The sequence below is a fragment of the Nocardia sp. BSTN01 genome (assembly GCF_015354405.1).
Classification (GTDB): domain Bacteria; phylum Actinomycetota; class Actinomycetes; order Mycobacteriales; family Mycobacteriaceae; genus Nocardia.
Map to the genome: position 1 here is coordinate 1 of NZ_JADKYP010000025.1, position 14999 is coordinate 14999.

At 69.8% G+C, this 14999-nt stretch carries 12 protein-coding genes and 1 pseudogene; 11 read left to right on the forward strand and 2 right to left on the reverse strand.

Annotated features, from left to right (window positions below):
* Positions 1–991: 991 nt before the first annotated feature.
* Positions 992–2011, forward strand: a pseudogene (locus IRT45_RS20445) (hypothetical protein); the annotation flags it as partial.
* A gap of 3 nt (positions 2012–2014) precedes the next feature.
* Positions 2015–2899, forward strand: a complete 885-nt coding sequence (locus IRT45_RS20450; RefSeq protein ID WP_194807449.1) for an HAD-IIA family hydrolase — start codon at positions 2015–2017, stop codon at positions 2897–2899.
* Between the two features lie 367 nt (positions 2900–3266).
* On the opposite strand, the gene IRT45_RS20455 is transcribed toward IRT45_RS20450, so the two are convergent.
* Positions 3267–3974 carry a YdcF family protein gene (locus IRT45_RS20455; protein ID WP_194807450.1) on the reverse strand — a complete coding sequence of 236 codons (708 nt, stop codon included), beginning with the start codon at positions 3972–3974 and terminating at the stop codon, positions 3267–3269.
* 684 nt (positions 3975–4658) lie between these two features.
* Between IRT45_RS20455 and IRT45_RS20460 the strand changes: the two genes are divergently transcribed.
* The 4 genes from IRT45_RS20460 to recN are packed head-to-tail and all read left to right on the forward strand — an operon-like array spanning position 4659 to position 8577.
* Complete coding sequence (locus IRT45_RS20460) at positions 4659–4949, forward strand: hypothetical protein (protein ID WP_194807451.1); 291 nt, start codon at positions 4659–4661, stop codon at positions 4947–4949.
* Position 4950: 1 nt separating this feature from the next.
* Positions 4951–5802 (forward strand): TlyA family RNA methyltransferase, encoded by an 852-nt coding sequence (locus tag IRT45_RS20465; RefSeq protein ID WP_194807452.1) that lies wholly within the window; start codon positions 4951–4953, stop codon positions 5800–5802.
* A complete protein-coding gene (locus IRT45_RS20470) occupies positions 5799–6824 on the forward strand; it encodes an NAD kinase (protein WP_194807453.1) in 1026 nt (341 codons plus the stop codon). Before IRT45_RS20465 ends, IRT45_RS20470 begins: the two co-directional genes overlap by 4 nt.
* Positions 6802–8577: a DNA repair protein RecN gene (recN, locus tag IRT45_RS20475; RefSeq protein WP_194807454.1), complete on the forward strand. Its 1776-nt coding sequence runs from the start codon at positions 6802–6804 to the stop codon at positions 8575–8577. Before IRT45_RS20470 ends, recN begins: the two co-directional genes overlap by 23 nt.
* A gap of 13 nt (positions 8578–8590) precedes the next feature.
* Here the strand turns inward: recN and IRT45_RS20480 are convergent, their stop codons facing one another.
* The gene (locus IRT45_RS20480) at positions 8591–9013 is read right to left on the reverse strand and encodes an SRPBCC family protein (RefSeq protein ID WP_194807455.1); all 423 of its coding nucleotides are present in this window, start codon (positions 9011–9013) and stop codon (positions 8591–8593) included.
* A 172-nt stretch (positions 9014–9185) separates the two neighbouring features.
* Here IRT45_RS20480 and steA point away from each other — a divergent pair, with 172 nt between their 5' ends.
* From steA to xerD, 5 genes are all read left to right on the forward strand, one after another.
* A complete protein-coding gene (gene steA, locus IRT45_RS20485; RefSeq protein WP_194807456.1) occupies positions 9186–10400 on the forward strand; it encodes a putative cytokinetic ring protein SteA in 1215 nt (404 codons plus the stop codon).
* A 17-nt stretch (positions 10401–10417) separates the two neighbouring features.
* Complete coding sequence (locus IRT45_RS20490) at positions 10418–11332, forward strand: copper transporter (RefSeq protein ID WP_228534686.1); 915 nt, start codon at positions 10418–10420, stop codon at positions 11330–11332.
* Between the two features lie 197 nt (positions 11333–11529).
* Complete coding sequence (locus tag IRT45_RS20495; RefSeq protein ID WP_194807458.1) at positions 11530–13266, forward strand: CTP synthase; 1737 nt, start codon at positions 11530–11532, stop codon at positions 13264–13266.
* Positions 13263–13907, forward strand: coding sequence for an NUDIX hydrolase (locus IRT45_RS20500; protein ID WP_194807459.1), 645 nt, complete (start codon positions 13263–13265; stop codon positions 13905–13907). Before IRT45_RS20495 ends, IRT45_RS20500 begins: the two co-directional genes overlap by 4 nt.
* A 101-nt stretch (positions 13908–14008) precedes the next feature.
* Complete coding sequence (xerD, locus tag IRT45_RS20505) at positions 14009–14998, forward strand: site-specific tyrosine recombinase XerD (protein ID WP_194807460.1); 990 nt, start codon at positions 14009–14011, stop codon at positions 14996–14998.
* Position 14999 lies beyond the last annotated feature (1 nt).

Here is a 14999-nt window from a genome sequence, read left to right on the forward strand (position 1 = left end):
ATACGCCCGTTGTGCTCGGCTCCCGTCGCCGCACCGTAGAAGTCACGACTGTTCGTCGTAGGGCGATTCGCGATGCGCACCCGGGCCGGGCAAGTTCGGACGCGTTCGTGTCGCGTGATTGAATTTATGGTGGTAGCAGATAGGTGCCGGCGGACGGCGCACGGTTTGCATGTCGTCACCGGCTGCTCGTGCCGGATCAGAGAAAGGTAACGCTGTGTCGGAGCATGACGACGGTAGGAGACCCTTCCGCCGTGGCAGTACCGGTCCGGACTCGGCCGGCTCCGGCACACCTGCCCACGACCGCGGAGAAGGAGAGCGTCGCTCCGGAGGCTTCCGGCGCAGCGACGATACGCGCCGCTCCGGTGGCTACGGTGCGCGTGACGACGACCGGCGCGGTTCCGGACGCGGCGACGACCGTCGTGGATCCGATCGCGGTACCGGCGGTTACAGCCGCGGTGGAGACGATCGCCGCTCCGGTGGCTTCAAGCGTGGCGACGATGACCGCCGCTCCGGCGGATACGGCCGCGGCGGCGACGACCGGCGCTCCGGCAGTTACGGCCGCGGTGGCGACGACCGTCGATCGGGCGGATACGAACGCAGTGGTGATGACCGTCGTTCGAGTGGATTCCGACGTGACAGCGACGACCGGCGCTCTGGTGGTTACAGCCGCGGTAATGACGATCGCCGCTCGGGCGGTTACGGACGCGGAGACGACGATCGCCGCTCGGGTGGGCACCCGCGCGGTGGTGATGATCGCCGATCCGGCGGTTACGAGCGCGGGCGCGATGACCGGCACTCCGGCGGTTCCGGCCGTGGTGGTGATGACCGGCGTTCCGGCGGTTACAGCCGTGGTGGCGACGACCGTCGTTCCGGCGGTTCCGGCCGTGGTGACGACCGGCGTTCCGGTGGTTTCGGGCGCGGCGGGGACGATCGTCGTTCCGGTGGTTACGAGCGTGGTGGCGACGACCGGCGCTCGGGTGGATTCCGGCGTGACGAAGGAGATCGGCGCTCGGGTGGTTACGGGCGCGGCACGGATGATCGCCGTGGCGGCTTCCGGCGCGACGAAGGCGGCCGGCGTCCGGGAGGCGCGGGCGGTCGTGACGACCGTCCGGGCGGTTACGGCCGGGGCGAGGGCGATCGGCGCGGCGGGTTCCGGCGTAGTGGCGCGGACTCCGAGCGTCGGTTCGGGTCGGCCGACGAAGCCGATACCACCGCGCACACCGGGGAAGCGGCAGAGACCGGCGCGAACTTCGAGGACCGCGAGCCGCGGCGACGGGGCGGCGAAGGGGCCCGTGTCGGCGGCGAGAACCGGGCCGGGCGGCCCGACGAGCCCGCGTTGCCGGACGATGTGCAGGCGAGCGATCTGGACGGCGCGGTGCGCCGCGATCTGCTGAGCCTCGACAAGAACAACGCCGAGGCGGTCGCCCGGCATCTGGTGATGGCCGCCCGGCTTCTCGACGAGGATCCGGAGCAGGCACTCGAACATGCGCGCGCCGCCCGGCGCCGTGCCGGACGCATCGCGGTGGTCCGCGAAACGGCCGGTGTCACCGCCTATCACGCCGGCGAGTGGGCCGAAGCTTTGTCCGAGTTGCGCACCGCGCGCCGGATGTCCGGCGGCTCGGGTCTGCTTGCGGTCATGGCCGATTGCGAACGCGGGCTGGGACGGCCCGAACGCGCGATCGAACTCGGCCGCAGCGACGAGGCACGTGCGCTGTCGGGCGACGAGGCGACCGAGCTGCGGATCGTCGTCGCCGGTGCGCGAATGGATTTGGGCCAATACGATCAGGCCGTGGTCACCTTGCAGACGCCGGAACTGGATCCCTCGCGCTCCGGTCCCGCCTCGGCACGGTTGTTCTACGCCTACGCGGAGGCGCTGCTCGCCGCCGGCCGGTCCGACGAGGCACTGCAGTGGTTCCTCAATGCGGCCGCGGCCGATGTCGACGGTGATACCGACGCCGAGGAGCGTGCCGACGAACTCGCGGGCGCACAGGTCGACGACGACGTGGAGTAACCAGTGGCAGCATCGCTTCGGGAGGGCTTCGAGGCTCTCCTGCTGGATTTGGACGGCACGCTGTATCGGGGCGCGGAGGTGATCTCCGGCGCACCGGCCGCCCTGGAGGCCGGCGGCGCGCAGAAGCTGATGTTCGTCACCAACAACGCCAGCCGGTCGGCCGGTGTGGTGGCCGCGCATCTGCGCGAATTGGGTTTCGGCGCAACCGAAACCGACGTCGTCACCAGTGCTCAGGCGGCCGCGCACGTGCTCGCCTCCCGGCTGGCCGCCGGATCCACCGTGCTGATCGTCGGCACCGACGATCTCGCGGCGGAGATCGAACAGGTGGGACTGCAACCGATTCGGCGTTTCAACGGCGTGGCCCCGGCCGCCGTCGTACAGGGACACTCCCCGCAGACCGGATGGCCGGACCTCGCCGAAGCGGCCTACGCGGTGCGTGCCGGGGCGCTGTGGGTGGCCGCGAACGCGGACGCCACGTTGCCGAACGAGCGCGGCCTGGCACCGGGCAACGGTGCGATGGTCGCGGCATTGCGCGCCGCGACCGACCAGGAACCCGTGGTAGCCGGTAAACCCTATGCGCCACTGCTCGAGGATGCGCTGGTCCGCGCGGAAACCCGCGACGCACTCGTGGTGGGGGACCGGCTCGACACCGATATCGACGGCGCCCGGTGCGTCGGCCTGCCGTCGTTGATGGTGCTCACCGGCGTCAGTACCCTGGACGACCTGCGAGCCCGTCCCACCGACCACCGCCCCACCTACATCTCCCGAACCCTCGACGCGCTGAATCACCCTGTGATCCGGCAGGAAACGCGCGAGGGCGACGCGATCGACCACCTGGCGAGTTTGTTGGACGAAAACCCCGGCCGCGCAATCGAATTGGCGCGGTAACGGTTCGGCTGACGGTGATGGTCGAGTCGCTGCGGTGACCGCGGCCGAAATGACGGCTCGGCCTCTACCACGCCTTCAAGGCTGCGACACGCCGTCGGGCCTCCTCAGCAATGGAGGGCGGCAATACAGCGGCGGAAGGCTTCGCGTTGAGCTGTACCGGGAGGCGACATCGCTGCCGAGTGTCATCGGTACTGCATGCCTGAGGCGCGGGCACCTGCTCCATCGCGGCGGCGCGCACGATACGCCGGCCGCGGCTTGGAGACGGCGACTCCGACCAAGAGGCCGACAACGTACAAAAAGCAGCCCGCTGACCATGTCGAGGATGCGGCGCGTTCGTTCGCTGCCCGACCCAGGCCCGGTTCGCCGGTCAATCGTCGCGGTCTTCGGCAGCCATGGATGCCGCCGCGGTCTCCGAAATCAGGCCCAGGCGGCGTAGGAGCGGGATGGCGGCGGCTCCGGCGCGGCGTCGGCTGATCGCCGCGGATTCGTGTGCGGCAGTGGGGATTTTGAGCCACCAGCGTTCCAGCGGCCGGTAGTCGGCGGCGGGGACCAGGCGCGCGGCGAGGTCCGGTCGCTGCGCCCACAGGTAGCGGCGGGCACGGGCGGCGTGCATGGGGTCGGAGGCGATCATGATGCGGTCGGCGCGTTCCAGGGCGGGGACGGTGAATTCGATGTTCTGCCACGTGGTTTCGGCGGATGTTTCGGTGCGGACGCGCTCGGGCGGGACGCCGAGGTGAGTGCGGGTGTAGTCGGCCATGACCGTCGCTTCGACCCAGGGACCGTGCACGGCGCCGCCGCTGAAGATCAGGAATCCGTCGCGGTCGGGCGGCAGCGAGCGGGCGCCGATGCGGCAGCGCCAGCGCTGCAGCGCACGCGTCCGGCCGTCGGCGGCGGCCGGGTAGCCCAGCACGACCACCGCGTCGGTGTCGCCGGCTCGAGCTTCGCGCCGCGGTCCGAACAGTTGCCGGGATGCGCGCCAGTGGGCGTATTCGGCGGCGGCGACCACCGCGGTCGCCGTCCATGCCGCCGCGAGTGCGACGAACCGGGCGGATCCATGTCGTCGCTTACCTCCCACGCCGCCATTGTGCCAACATCTGCGGCACACCACCGGTCCTGGGGCTTCGGCTGTCGACGCCGAGCGGGCGGCGCCCGGGCCGGGTCGACTGTCATGCCCACCTCACCGACGCCGGAATCGACGCGACACGCCCGGCGGAGGGAGGTCGTGGTCGATTTCCCGGAAACGCACCAGCGACTCGTCTCCCAGGGAAGAGAGCTACGACTCGTCTGAGTCAGCCACCCACGACCGATTCCGGTGGGTCCGCTGCGCTGCGGCCATCGAGATATTTGGTCGGGCCGCTGCGCTACGGCCATTGAGATATTCGGTGGGTCCGCTGCGCTCCGGTCATCGAGTTATTCGGTCGGGCCGGAGCGCTCCGGCGATCGGTGTATCAGGTTTCGTTTCGGCCGCGCTGGGGAGGCCATCTGGTGCCGAACAGTCCTCGGATGGTGTGGCTGATCCCGCCTTTCATGGTCCGGCGTTTCCGGCCATGGCGGGGCCCACTCGGCCGGTCACGCGTTGGCGCCCTTTCCTGTGGGGTCTGGGGCATTCACGTGGCTGCCTCGGGCGGCTCGCCTAGAGCGGCTGTGGGCCACAGGGACGCGGCCGGCAGGCGGCCCGCTGGGCGCCACCGTGACCTCCGTTTCACCCGTGCCGCCGCTTGCCGGGATGTCGGTGAGCTCCGGTAGCGTTGTCGGCACCATGACTACGCCCATTCCGCGTCCGCATCCGTCCGGTTCCTCCGGTCCTCGTCCGGGAGTTCCGCTGCCCGGGCAGCATCTCGCGGGAGGGACGGCGGAGTTCGCCGACCCGGAGAAGGTGCGGGCCGAGGTGGCGGCGCTGCTCGCGGAGTTGCCCGGGGGCCGGCGCCAGAGCAGTGACGATGCCGAGGGGGTGGACCGCGCGGGAACCGATATCACCCGGCGGGCGCGCATTCTCGAACAGGCACACGAGGTGCTGGTCGGCGCCCTGGCGACGGTGGACAAGATCTGAGGTGGCCAGGCGCGCGCGAGTGGACGCCGAACTGGTTCGCCGCGGATTGGCACGATCGCGAGAACACGCGGTCGAGCTGATCGGTGCGGGCCGCGTCCTGATCAACGGTGCGGTCGCGTCGAAACCGGCGACCGCGGTCGAGCCGAATACTCCCTTGCTGGTTCGCGAGGAACCCGACGAGGTCCAGTGGGCCTCGCGCGGTGCGCACAAGGTGCTGGGCGCGCTGGAGGCGTTCGAGCCGCTCGGGGTGAGCGTCGCCGGGAAGCGCTGCCTCGACGCCGGCGCCTCGACCGGCGGATTCACCGATGTGCTGCTCGCCCGCGGCGCCCGCGAGGTGGTCGCCGTCGATGTCGGTTACGGCCAGTTGGTGTGGCGGCTGCGCAACGACGAGCGGGTCCGGGTGTTCGACCGCACCAATGTGCGCGCGCTGACGCCGGAGGCGATCGACGGCCCCGTCGAGTTGGTGGTCGCCGATCTGTCGTTCATCTCGCTCGCGCTGGTGCTGCCGGCGCTGGCCGCCTGCTGTGCACCGGGTGCGGATCTGCTGCCCATGGTGAAACCACAGTTCGAGGTCGGAAAACAGCGAGTAGGCTCCGGCGGTGTGGTGCGTGATCCGGCTCTGCGCGCCGAGGCGGTGACCGAGGTGGCCGCCGCGGCCGCCGAACTGGGCCTGCGCACCCGCGGTGTGGTCGCCAGCCCGTTGCCCGGCCCGTCCGGCAATGTCGAGTATTTCCTGTGGCTGCGCAAGGAAATCCGGGGCGAGGACACACCGGACACCGACTCGGCCGAACCCGATTCGGAGCCCGATATCAGCGAATTGGTGCAGCGTGCGGTCGAGGAGGGGCCACAGTGAAGCGGGAGATCCTGCTCGTCGCCCATCCGGGCCGTTCCGAACTGCTCGAGACCGCGCATCGGGTCGCGAAGATCTTCGCCGATGCCGGAATCGGGCTGCGGGTCCTCGAGGACGAGGCCTACAGCACCAAACTGGATTTCGACGACACCGGCGAACCCGACGGCTATCCGGTGCGGGTGATGCCGCACGGCCCCGACGCCGCGGTCGGCTGTGAGATGGTGCTCGCGCTCGGCGGCGACGGCACCTTCCTGCGCGGCGCGGAGATGGCGCATCCGGCCCGGGTTCCGGTGCTGGGAATCAATCTGGGCCGCATCGGTTTTCTCACCGAGGCCGAGGCCGAACATCTCGACGACGCACTGGCCCAAGTGGTGCGCGGCGATTACCGCATCGAGCAGCGGATGACCGTAGATGTCAGTGTCCGCGTCGATGATGTCGTGGTGGAACGCGGATGGGCCCTCAACGAGGCCAGTATCGAGAATGCCGCCCGCATGGGCGTGCTGGAGGTCGTCCTCGAGGTCGACGGCCGCCCGGTATCGCAATTCGGTTGTGACGGTGTGCTGATCGCGACACCCACCGGCTCCACCGCCTACGCCTTCTCCGCGGGTGGTCCCGTGGTGTGGCCCGAACTCGAGGCGCTGTTGGTGATCCCCAGCAACGCGCACGCACTGTTCGCGCGGCCGCTGGTGACCAGCCCGGAGTCGCGGATCGCGGTGGAAACCGTTGCGACAGGCCATGATGCGATCGTCTTCCTGGACGGCCGGCGTACGCTGGCATTGCCGCGGGGTGGGCGATTCGAAGCGGTGCGTGGCGCCGAACCGGTGCGCTGGGTGCGGCTGGATTCCGCCCCCTTCGCCGACCGGATGGTGCGCAAGTTCCGCTTACCCGTGACAGGCTGGCGAGGCCGGCGGCCGGAACGGCCGTGCGCGCCGGAGCCGGCCCGCACCCCCACCGAGCAACCCGGCTCAGGCGATAGCGAACACCGCCGAACGGAGAGCACACGTGCTGACAGAGATCAGGATTGACGGCCTCGGTGTCATATCCACCGCCACCGCGCAGTTCCACGAGGGACTGACCTGTGTGACCGGTGAGACGGGTGCCGGCAAGACCATGGTGGTCACCGGACTGCATCTGCTCGGCGGCGCCCGCGCGGATGCCGGGCGGGTGCGTCAGGGCGCGCAGCGGGCCGTGGTCGAGGGCCGGTTCACCGTCGAGGATGTGCACGACAGCGCCCGCGACGAGGTCGAGAAGGTGCTGGAATCCTCCGGCGCGCAACGCGACGACGACGATAGCGTCATCGCCGTACGCACCGTCGGCAGCGACGGGCGATCCCGGGCCCATCTCGGCGGCCGCAGTGTGCCGGCCGCGGTGCTGTCGGATTTCACGGCACCGCTGCTGACCGTGCACGGGCAGAACGACCAGCTACGGCTGCAGCGTCCCGATCAGCAGTTGCAGGCGCTGGACCGCTTCGCCGGTGACGCGGTGGCCGGGCTGCTGCGCAAATATCAGCTGGCTCGCCGCACCTGGCTGCAGGCGCGCACCGAATTGCTGGAACGCACCGCGCGCAGCCGTGAACTCGCACTCGAGGCCGATCGGCTGCAGCATTCGCTGAACGAAATCGACACGGTCGCACCGGAACCCGGTGAGGACGAGCGCATCGTCGCCGAGGTGCTGCGGCTCGGCGATCTCGATTCGCTGCGGGAAGCCGCCGGCGCCGCCCATGCGGCCCTGGCGGGCTCCGGAGACGGTGAGGGAGCCGGTGCGCTGGACGCGCTCGGTGGTGCGCGGGCCCGGCTGGAATCCAGTGACGATCCGGCGCTGACCGCGTTGGCGCCGCGGCTGGGTGAGGCGATCGCGGTGGTGGTCGATGTGACCACCGAATTAAGTTCGTATCTGTCGGATCTGCCGTCGGATCCGGCGGCGCTGGACAGCCTGCTCACCCGCCAGGCGGAGCTGAAATCGCTGACCCGCAAATACGCGCCCGATATCGACGCGGTGATCGCCTGGGCCGACGAGGCACGCACCCGCCTGGCCTCGCTCGACGTATCGGAGGAGGCGCTGGCGGCGCTGGCCGCCGAGGTCGAGACCGCGGCCGTTCAGGTGCGGGAGACGTCGAAGAAGCTGACCGCGGCCCGGCGCAAGGCGGCCCGCAAACTCGCGACCGCGGTGAGCGCCGAATTGAGCGGTCTGGCGATGGGCCGCGCGAAACTCGAGGTGGAGGTGCGGCCGCTGGCGGCATCGGCGCAGGACAGCGCGCCCATCACCGTCGAGGGCGCGGAACTGCATGCGGGCGCGTCCGGTGTGGACGAAGTGGAATTCCGGCTGTCGGCCCACTCGGGCGCGCAGTCGCTGCCGTTGAGCCGCAGTGCATCCGGTGGTGAACTCTCGCGCGTGATGCTGGCGCTGGAAGTGGTGCTCGCGGCCTCCGAATACGGCTCGACCATGGTGTTCGACGAGGTCGACGCCGGTGTCGGCGGTCGCGCCGCGGTAGAGATCGGGCGGCGGCTGGCGCGGCTGGCCCGCACCCATCAGGTCATCGTGGTGACCCATCTGCCGCAGGTGGCCGCCTTCGCCGACACCCATCTCGTGGTGGACAAGGTCGACGACGGTAAGGGCGTCAACAGCGGGGTGCGGGCGCTGACCACCGACGAGCGGGTCGTCGAATTGGCCCGCATGCTGGCCGGCCTCGACGACACCGAGACCGGCCGCGCCCATGCCGAGGAGCTGCTGGCCACCGCGCGGGCGGAGAAGGCCGACACCACCTCGGCGGCGGGCTGACTGCGCGCGGGTCCTACTTGGCGACGGCCTTCTTGGCGGCCTTGAGGAACGGCGCGATCAGGCCGCGCAGAAACAGTTCCGTCGCCTTGTCCGGCACGGGCAGCTTGGGCTCGGATTCCATCCGGTACGACACCAGGGTCCCGCCCGGGGCGTCGGCGAAGGTGATGGTGCCGACGTGCCGCTTCACCGGCGCACCGGCGATGATCCGGTATTCCATGCGCTCACCGGGAACCAGTTCGGTGGTTTCCTCGGTCACGCCGACGCCGCCGACGCCGACGAGGTAGCGCGCGCCGACGCCGGAGGCCTCGGGGGCGCCGGGCTGACGCAGCGTAATGCGCACGGGCAGATAGCCGTTGAGACTGTCGCGCTCGGCGAACAGCTTGTAGACGACGTCGCGCGGTGCGGGAATGACCGTGTCGACGGTGGTACTGGCCATGGCGTTCTCCTTCGGATGCAGTGAGCCGAAGCATATCGGTACCAGCGGTACCACTCGGCACGCCAGTCGACGTCGCGGAGGCGCGAGTTTGCTGGCCTCATGCCAGGGGATGTGATACGACGTCGGCGCGCCTCCACCACAGGTTGAGAGTCGGCGGCCATCATCGGATGCCATGAAGATGCTGGCGCTGTTGTCCCGCAACACCGAAACGCTTCCCGGCGTCACCGGGATGGCCCGGGTGGACCGCAATACCCGGCGTCTGCTCAAGCGGGTCGGCTCGGGCGATGTGGTGGTCCTCGACGAGATGGACATCGATCGCCTCACCGCTGACCGGCTCGTCGAGGCCGGCGTGGCGGCGGTGATCAATGCCTCGCCCTCGATATCCGGCCGCTATCCGAACCTCGGCCCGGAAGTGCTGGCCGCCAACGGAATCGTGTTGCTGGATGCTGTCTCCGCCGACGTCTTCGGCAAGATCAAGGACGGCGGCAAGGTCCGCATCGATGCCGGTGTGGTGTATGCCGACAAGTTGACCAAGAAGGAACCGGAGGTTCTGGTCGAGGCCATCGAGCTCACCGACCAGGTCATCGCCGAGCGGATGATCGCGGCGCGCAACGGGCTGGCCGATCATCTGGAGGCCTTCGCCGGCAACACGACCGAATACATCCGGACCGAAAGCGCGATGCTGATCGACGGTCTCGGAGTTCCGTCCCTGGATCTGTCGATGCGCGGCCGCCACGTCGTGGTGGTCGCCGACGGGGTGGACAGTCGCGACGATCTCAAGGCGATCAAGCCGTTCGTCAAGGAATACGCGCCGATTCTGGTGGGCGTCGGCCGCGGCGCCGACATCCTGACCAAGGCCGGATACCGCCCCGATCTGATCGTCGGCGACCCGGAGGAGATCACCGCGAGCGCGCTGAAATGCGGTGCCGAGCTGATCCTTCCGGCCGATACCGACGGACATGCCAAGGGGCTGGAGCGAATTCAGGACCTGGGCATCGGCGCCACCACCTTCCCGTCCTCGGGATCGGCGGCGGATCTGGCGCTGCTGCTGGCCGATCATCACGGGGCCGCGCTGATCATCACCTGCGGGGCGCCGGCCTCGCTCGACGACTTCTTCGATCGCAGCCGCCGCGAATCGGCGCCCGCGATGTTCCTGACCCGGCTCAAGGCCGGGCCGAAACTGATGGACGCCAAGGCCGTGGCCACCCTCTACCGGCAGGGCAACTCCGGATGGGCGACCGCGCTGGTGGTGCTGGCCGCGCTGATCGCGCTGATCGTCGGACTGCTCGTGTCCTCGCATCTGGGCAGCGATGTGCTGGATTGGCTGGATTCGGCGTGGCGGCAGTCGCAGGACTGGCTGCATCGACTATCGGACCGTCGGGGGTAGAGAAAGCAGTGGGTTCCATGCGTCGGCTCGTCGTCTCCCTGACCGCGATCTTTCTGGCATTGGCGGTGGGTGCGGCGCTCGGCGCCGTCGTCCGTCACGGTGGTTCGGGTGGCGGTGACGATCTGGCCCGGCGCAACGACGCGCTCGCCGCGGCCAACGGGCAACTCGAACGGCAGGTCGGTGCGGCCAACGACTTCATCGCCCGCTCGGCGGGGCGCATCCTGAACGGAACCCTCGCCGATCACACCGTGCTCGTCTTCACCACACCGGATGCCGACGGCGGCGATGTCGACGCGGTGACGGCGGCGCTGACCACCGCCGGGGCGACGATCACCGGGCGGGTGGCGCTCACCGACGCCTTCGTCGACGCGTCGCAGGGGGACCGGTTGCGGACCGCGGTGACGAATATGATCCCGGCCGGGGCCCAGTTGCAGACCGAGGCGGTCGATCAGGGCAGCCTCGCCGGTGATCTGCTCGGCCTGGCATTTCTCACCGACCCGGCCAACGGCGCCGACCGTGCCACCGGGCAGGAGCGCGGACTGATCGCCGACACGTTGCGCAACGGTGGTTTCCTCGGCGCCGGCGATTTCGCGCCCGCGCAGCTGGCGGTGGTGGTGACGGGGGCGGGCGTGCGGGCCGACCACGACGGGCAGGGTTCGATCACCGCGCATTTCGCCGGGGCGCTGCGCGGACGCGGGGCGGGGCTGGTGCTGGCGGGGCGGGCCGGCTCCTCGGGCGGATCGGGTCCGATCGCCGAGGTGCGCCGCGACAACCGCCTCGACGCGGCGGTGTCCACGGTCGACAACGTGGACCGCGAGACGGGCCGGGTGACAACGGCTCTCGGCCTCGCCGAGCAACTGGGCGGCAAAACCGGTCACTACGGCACCGGGCCGGAGGCGACGTCGCTGTCGGTGACCGCTTCACCCGGCTGAGCGTGCCCACCGTCATCGACCGCGATCGGATGATCGGTCACGTCGGAGCGAGTGCCGGGCGATCGGCGCGTCCGGGGCGCTGCGTCATGGGGTTGCTGCGCTGAATGAGACGCAAGTGACAAACCGGTACGACGACCTCCGGTGTTCCCCGCGTGGCATTCGTTTCGCAACCGTTTTTCGTGTTAGCGTGGAGTTCCGTGAGTCAATCGCGGATTCCGGCGCGTTCCCCCCATCAGACGGCCACCAAACACATCTTCGTGAGTGGCGGTGTCGCCTCCTCCCTCGGTAAGGGACTGACCGCCTCCAGCCTCGGCCAGCTGCTGACCGCCCGCGGATTGCGGGTCACCATGCAGAAGCTGGACCCGTATCTGAACGTCGACCCCGGCACCATGAACCCCTTCCAGCACGGCGAGGTGTTCGTGACCGAGGACGGCGCCGAAACCGACCTCGACGTCGGCCACTACGAGCGGTTCCTCGATCGAGATCTGTCGGGTTATGCGAACGTCACCACCGGGCAGGTCTACTCGACCGTGATCGCCAAGGAACGCCGCGGTGAGTACCTCGGCGACACCGTGCAGGTCATCCCGCACATCACCGACGAGATCAAGAACCGCATCCTCGCGATGAGCGGTCCGGATCTGCAGGGGCAGACCCCGGACGTGGTGATCACCGAGATCGGCGGCACCGTCGGCGATATCGAATCCCAGCCGTTCCTCGAGGCCGCCCGCCAGATCCGGCACGAGGTCGGCCGGGACAACTGCTTCTTCCTGCACGTGACACTGGTGCCGTATCTGGCGCCCTCCGGCGAGCTGAAGACCAAGCCCACGCAGCATTCGGTGGCGGCGCTGCGCAACATCGGTATCCAGCCCGACGCGCTGATCCTGCGCTGCGACCGGGAGGTGCCGCAGGGGCTGAAGAACAAGATCGCGCTGATGTGCGACGTCGACGTCGACGCCTGCATCTCCACGCCCGACGCGCCGTCGATCTACGACATCCCGAAGGTGCTGCACCGCGAGGGGCTCGACGCCTACGTGGTGCGCAAACTGGGGCTGCCGTTCCGCGATGTCGACTGGACCGTCTGGGGCGATCTGCTCGACCGGGTGCACAACCCGCGCGAGGAGGTGACCGTCGCGCTGGTCGGTAAGTACGTCGACCTGCCGGACGCGTATCTGTCGGTGACCGAGGCGCTGCGGGCCGGCGGTTTCGCGGCCAAGGCCAAGGTGAACATCCGCTGGGTGCAGTCCGACGAATGCGAGACCCAGGAGGGTGCGCAGCATCACCTCGGTGATGTCGACGCGGTGCTGATCCCCGGCGGCTTCGGCATTCGCGGTATCGAGGGCAAGGTCGGCGCGATCCGGTTCGCGCGCACCCGCTCCATTCCGCTGCTGGGGCTGTGCCTGGGCCTGCAGTGCGTGGTGATCGAGGCCGCCCGCTCGGTGGGGCTCGAGGACGCCAACTCCGCCGAATTCGAGCCGGAGACAACGCATCCGGTGATCTCCACGATGGCCGATCAGGCGCAGGCGGTCGCCGGTGAGGCCGACCTCGGCGGCACCATGCGGCTGGGCGCCTACCCGGCCGTGCTGGAGAAGGGTTCGGTCGTGGCGCAGGCCTACGGCAGCACCGAGGTGTCGGAGCGGCATCGGCACCGGTACGAGGTCAACAACGCCTACCGCGACAAGATCGGCCAGAGCGGACTGCGGTTCTCGGGTACTTCGCCGGACGGACATCTGGTCGAATTCGTGGAGCTGCCGGCGAACGTGCATCCGTATTTCGTGGCCACCCAGGCGCATCCGGAGCTCAAGAGCCGGCCGACCCGGCCGCATCCGCTGTTCGCCGGACTGGTCGACGCGGCGCTGAAATACAAGGGCGCCGAACGACTTCCGGTGGAGATCTACGGCGAGGAGGCCGACGAGGCCGAGCGGGTCGGGCAGTGAGCGAACCCGGAAGCCACGATTTCCGCACCGTCGGCTCCGAAACCGTGTATTCCGGGGCGATCGTCGCGCTGCGCCGGGATCAGGTCGAGATGCCCGGCGGGCGGGTCGCCGAACGTGAGGTGGTCGAGCATCACGGCGCGGTCGCGATCGTCGCGCTCGACGACGACGGTGCCGTGGTGCTGATCAATCAGTACCGGCATCCGGTCGGGCGGCGGCTGCTGGAATTGCCCGCCGGTCTGCTCGATCAGGCCGGTGAGGATCCGCTGGCGGCCGCGCGACGCGAACTCGCCGAGGAGACCGGGCTGGCGGCACGGGAATGGTCCACGCTGGTGGATGTGGTGCTGTCGCCGGGATTCACCGATGAGGCACTGCGCATCTATCTCGCGACCGGGCTGTCGGACACCGATCGGCCGGATCCGGAGCACGAGGAGGCCGACCTGGCCATCGTGCGGATGCCGCTGCAGGACGCGGTGACCGCCGCGCTGTCGGGCCGGATCGAGAACGCGACCGCGGTGGCCGGCGTGCTGGCGGCCTCGGCCGCGCGGGCGAACGACACCACGCTGCGGCCCGCCGCCGCGCCGTGGCCGGGTATGCCGACGCAACTGCTCGAGCGTAAGGCCGCCGAACGCGCACAGGCCTGAGCGGAACCGGCCGGGTGCGGCACCCGGCCGGGCACCTCGGGCGCACGAACTGTGTTTCGTGCGAACGAATGTCGTCGGCTGCTGTCATGATGACACCGTGAATGTCGCTGTTCCCGCCGCTCCGGCGGTCGTCGCGCCGCTACCGGGCGGGTGAACCCGTGGTGGAGCGGCAGATCCAGGCCTATCTCGACCATCTGACGGTCGAGCGCGGCGCGGCGAGCAATACGCTCAGCGCCTACCGCCGTGATCTGCAGCGATACCGGGAGTTTCTGCGACAGCAGGATATCGGTGATCTGGACCGGGTGACCGAGAACCAGATCGCCGATTTCGTCGTCTCGCTGCGGGCGGGCGGCGAGGGCTATCCGGCGCTGGCCGCCAGTTCGGCCGCCCGCGCTCTGGTCGCGGTGCGCGGCCTGCACCGGTTCGCGGCCGCCGAGGGATTGACCACCGGAGATGTCGCGCACGGGGTGAAGCCGCCGACACCGGCGCGGCGATTGCCGAAAGCGCTTCCGTACGAAGATATTTCCCGGCTGCTCGAGGCGGCGGGCGGCGGAGACGACGCGGGATCGGGAGGCGGGCCGCGCGGGCTGCGGGACCGCGCCATGCTGGAGTTGCTGTACTCCACCGGCGCCCGGATCTCGGAGGTGGTCGGACTCGACGTCGACGATATCGACACCACCGGTCGCGCGGTCGTCCTGCACGGCAAGGGCGGTAAACAGCGCATGGTCCCGATCGGGCGGCCGGCGCTGGCGGCGGTCGACGCCTATCTGGTCCGCGGCCGGCCCGCGCTCGGCGCCCGCGGCAAGGGCACTCCCGCCCTGTTCCTCAACGCTCGCGGCGGCCGGCTCTCGCGGCAGAGTGCCTGGCAGGTTCTGCAGGACGCGGCCGATCGGGCCGGGATCGGCGCCGCGGTGTCGCCGCACACGCTGCGGCACTCGTTCGCTACCCATCTGCTCGACGGGGGCGCCGACGTGCGGGTCGTGCAGGAGTTGCTGGGGCACGCCTCGGTGACGACCACGCAGATCTACACCCTGGTCACGGTCAATACGCTGCACGAGGTGTGGGCCACCGCGCATCCGCGGGCGCGGTAAC

Bases quoted from the DNA above. Each gene is read 5' to 3' on its own strand.
- IRT45_RS20460 (WP_194807451.1), top strand. From the start codon at position 4,659: ATGACTACGCCCATTCCGCGTCCGCATCCGTCCGGTTCCTCCGGTCCT.
- IRT45_RS20480 (WP_194807455.1), bottom strand. From the start codon at position 9,013: ATGGCCAGTACCACCGTCGACACGGTCATTCCCGCACCGCGCGACGTC.
- steA (WP_194807456.1), top strand. From the start codon at position 9,186: ATGAAGATGCTGGCGCTGTTGTCCCGCAACACCGAAACGCTTCCCGGC.
- IRT45_RS20490 (WP_228534686.1), top strand. From the start codon at position 10,418: ATGCGTCGGCTCGTCGTCTCCCTGACCGCGATCTTTCTGGCATTGGCG.
- xerD (WP_194807460.1), top strand. From the start codon at position 14,009: ATGTCGCTGTTCCCGCCGCTCCGGCGGTCGTCGCGCCGCTACCGGGCG.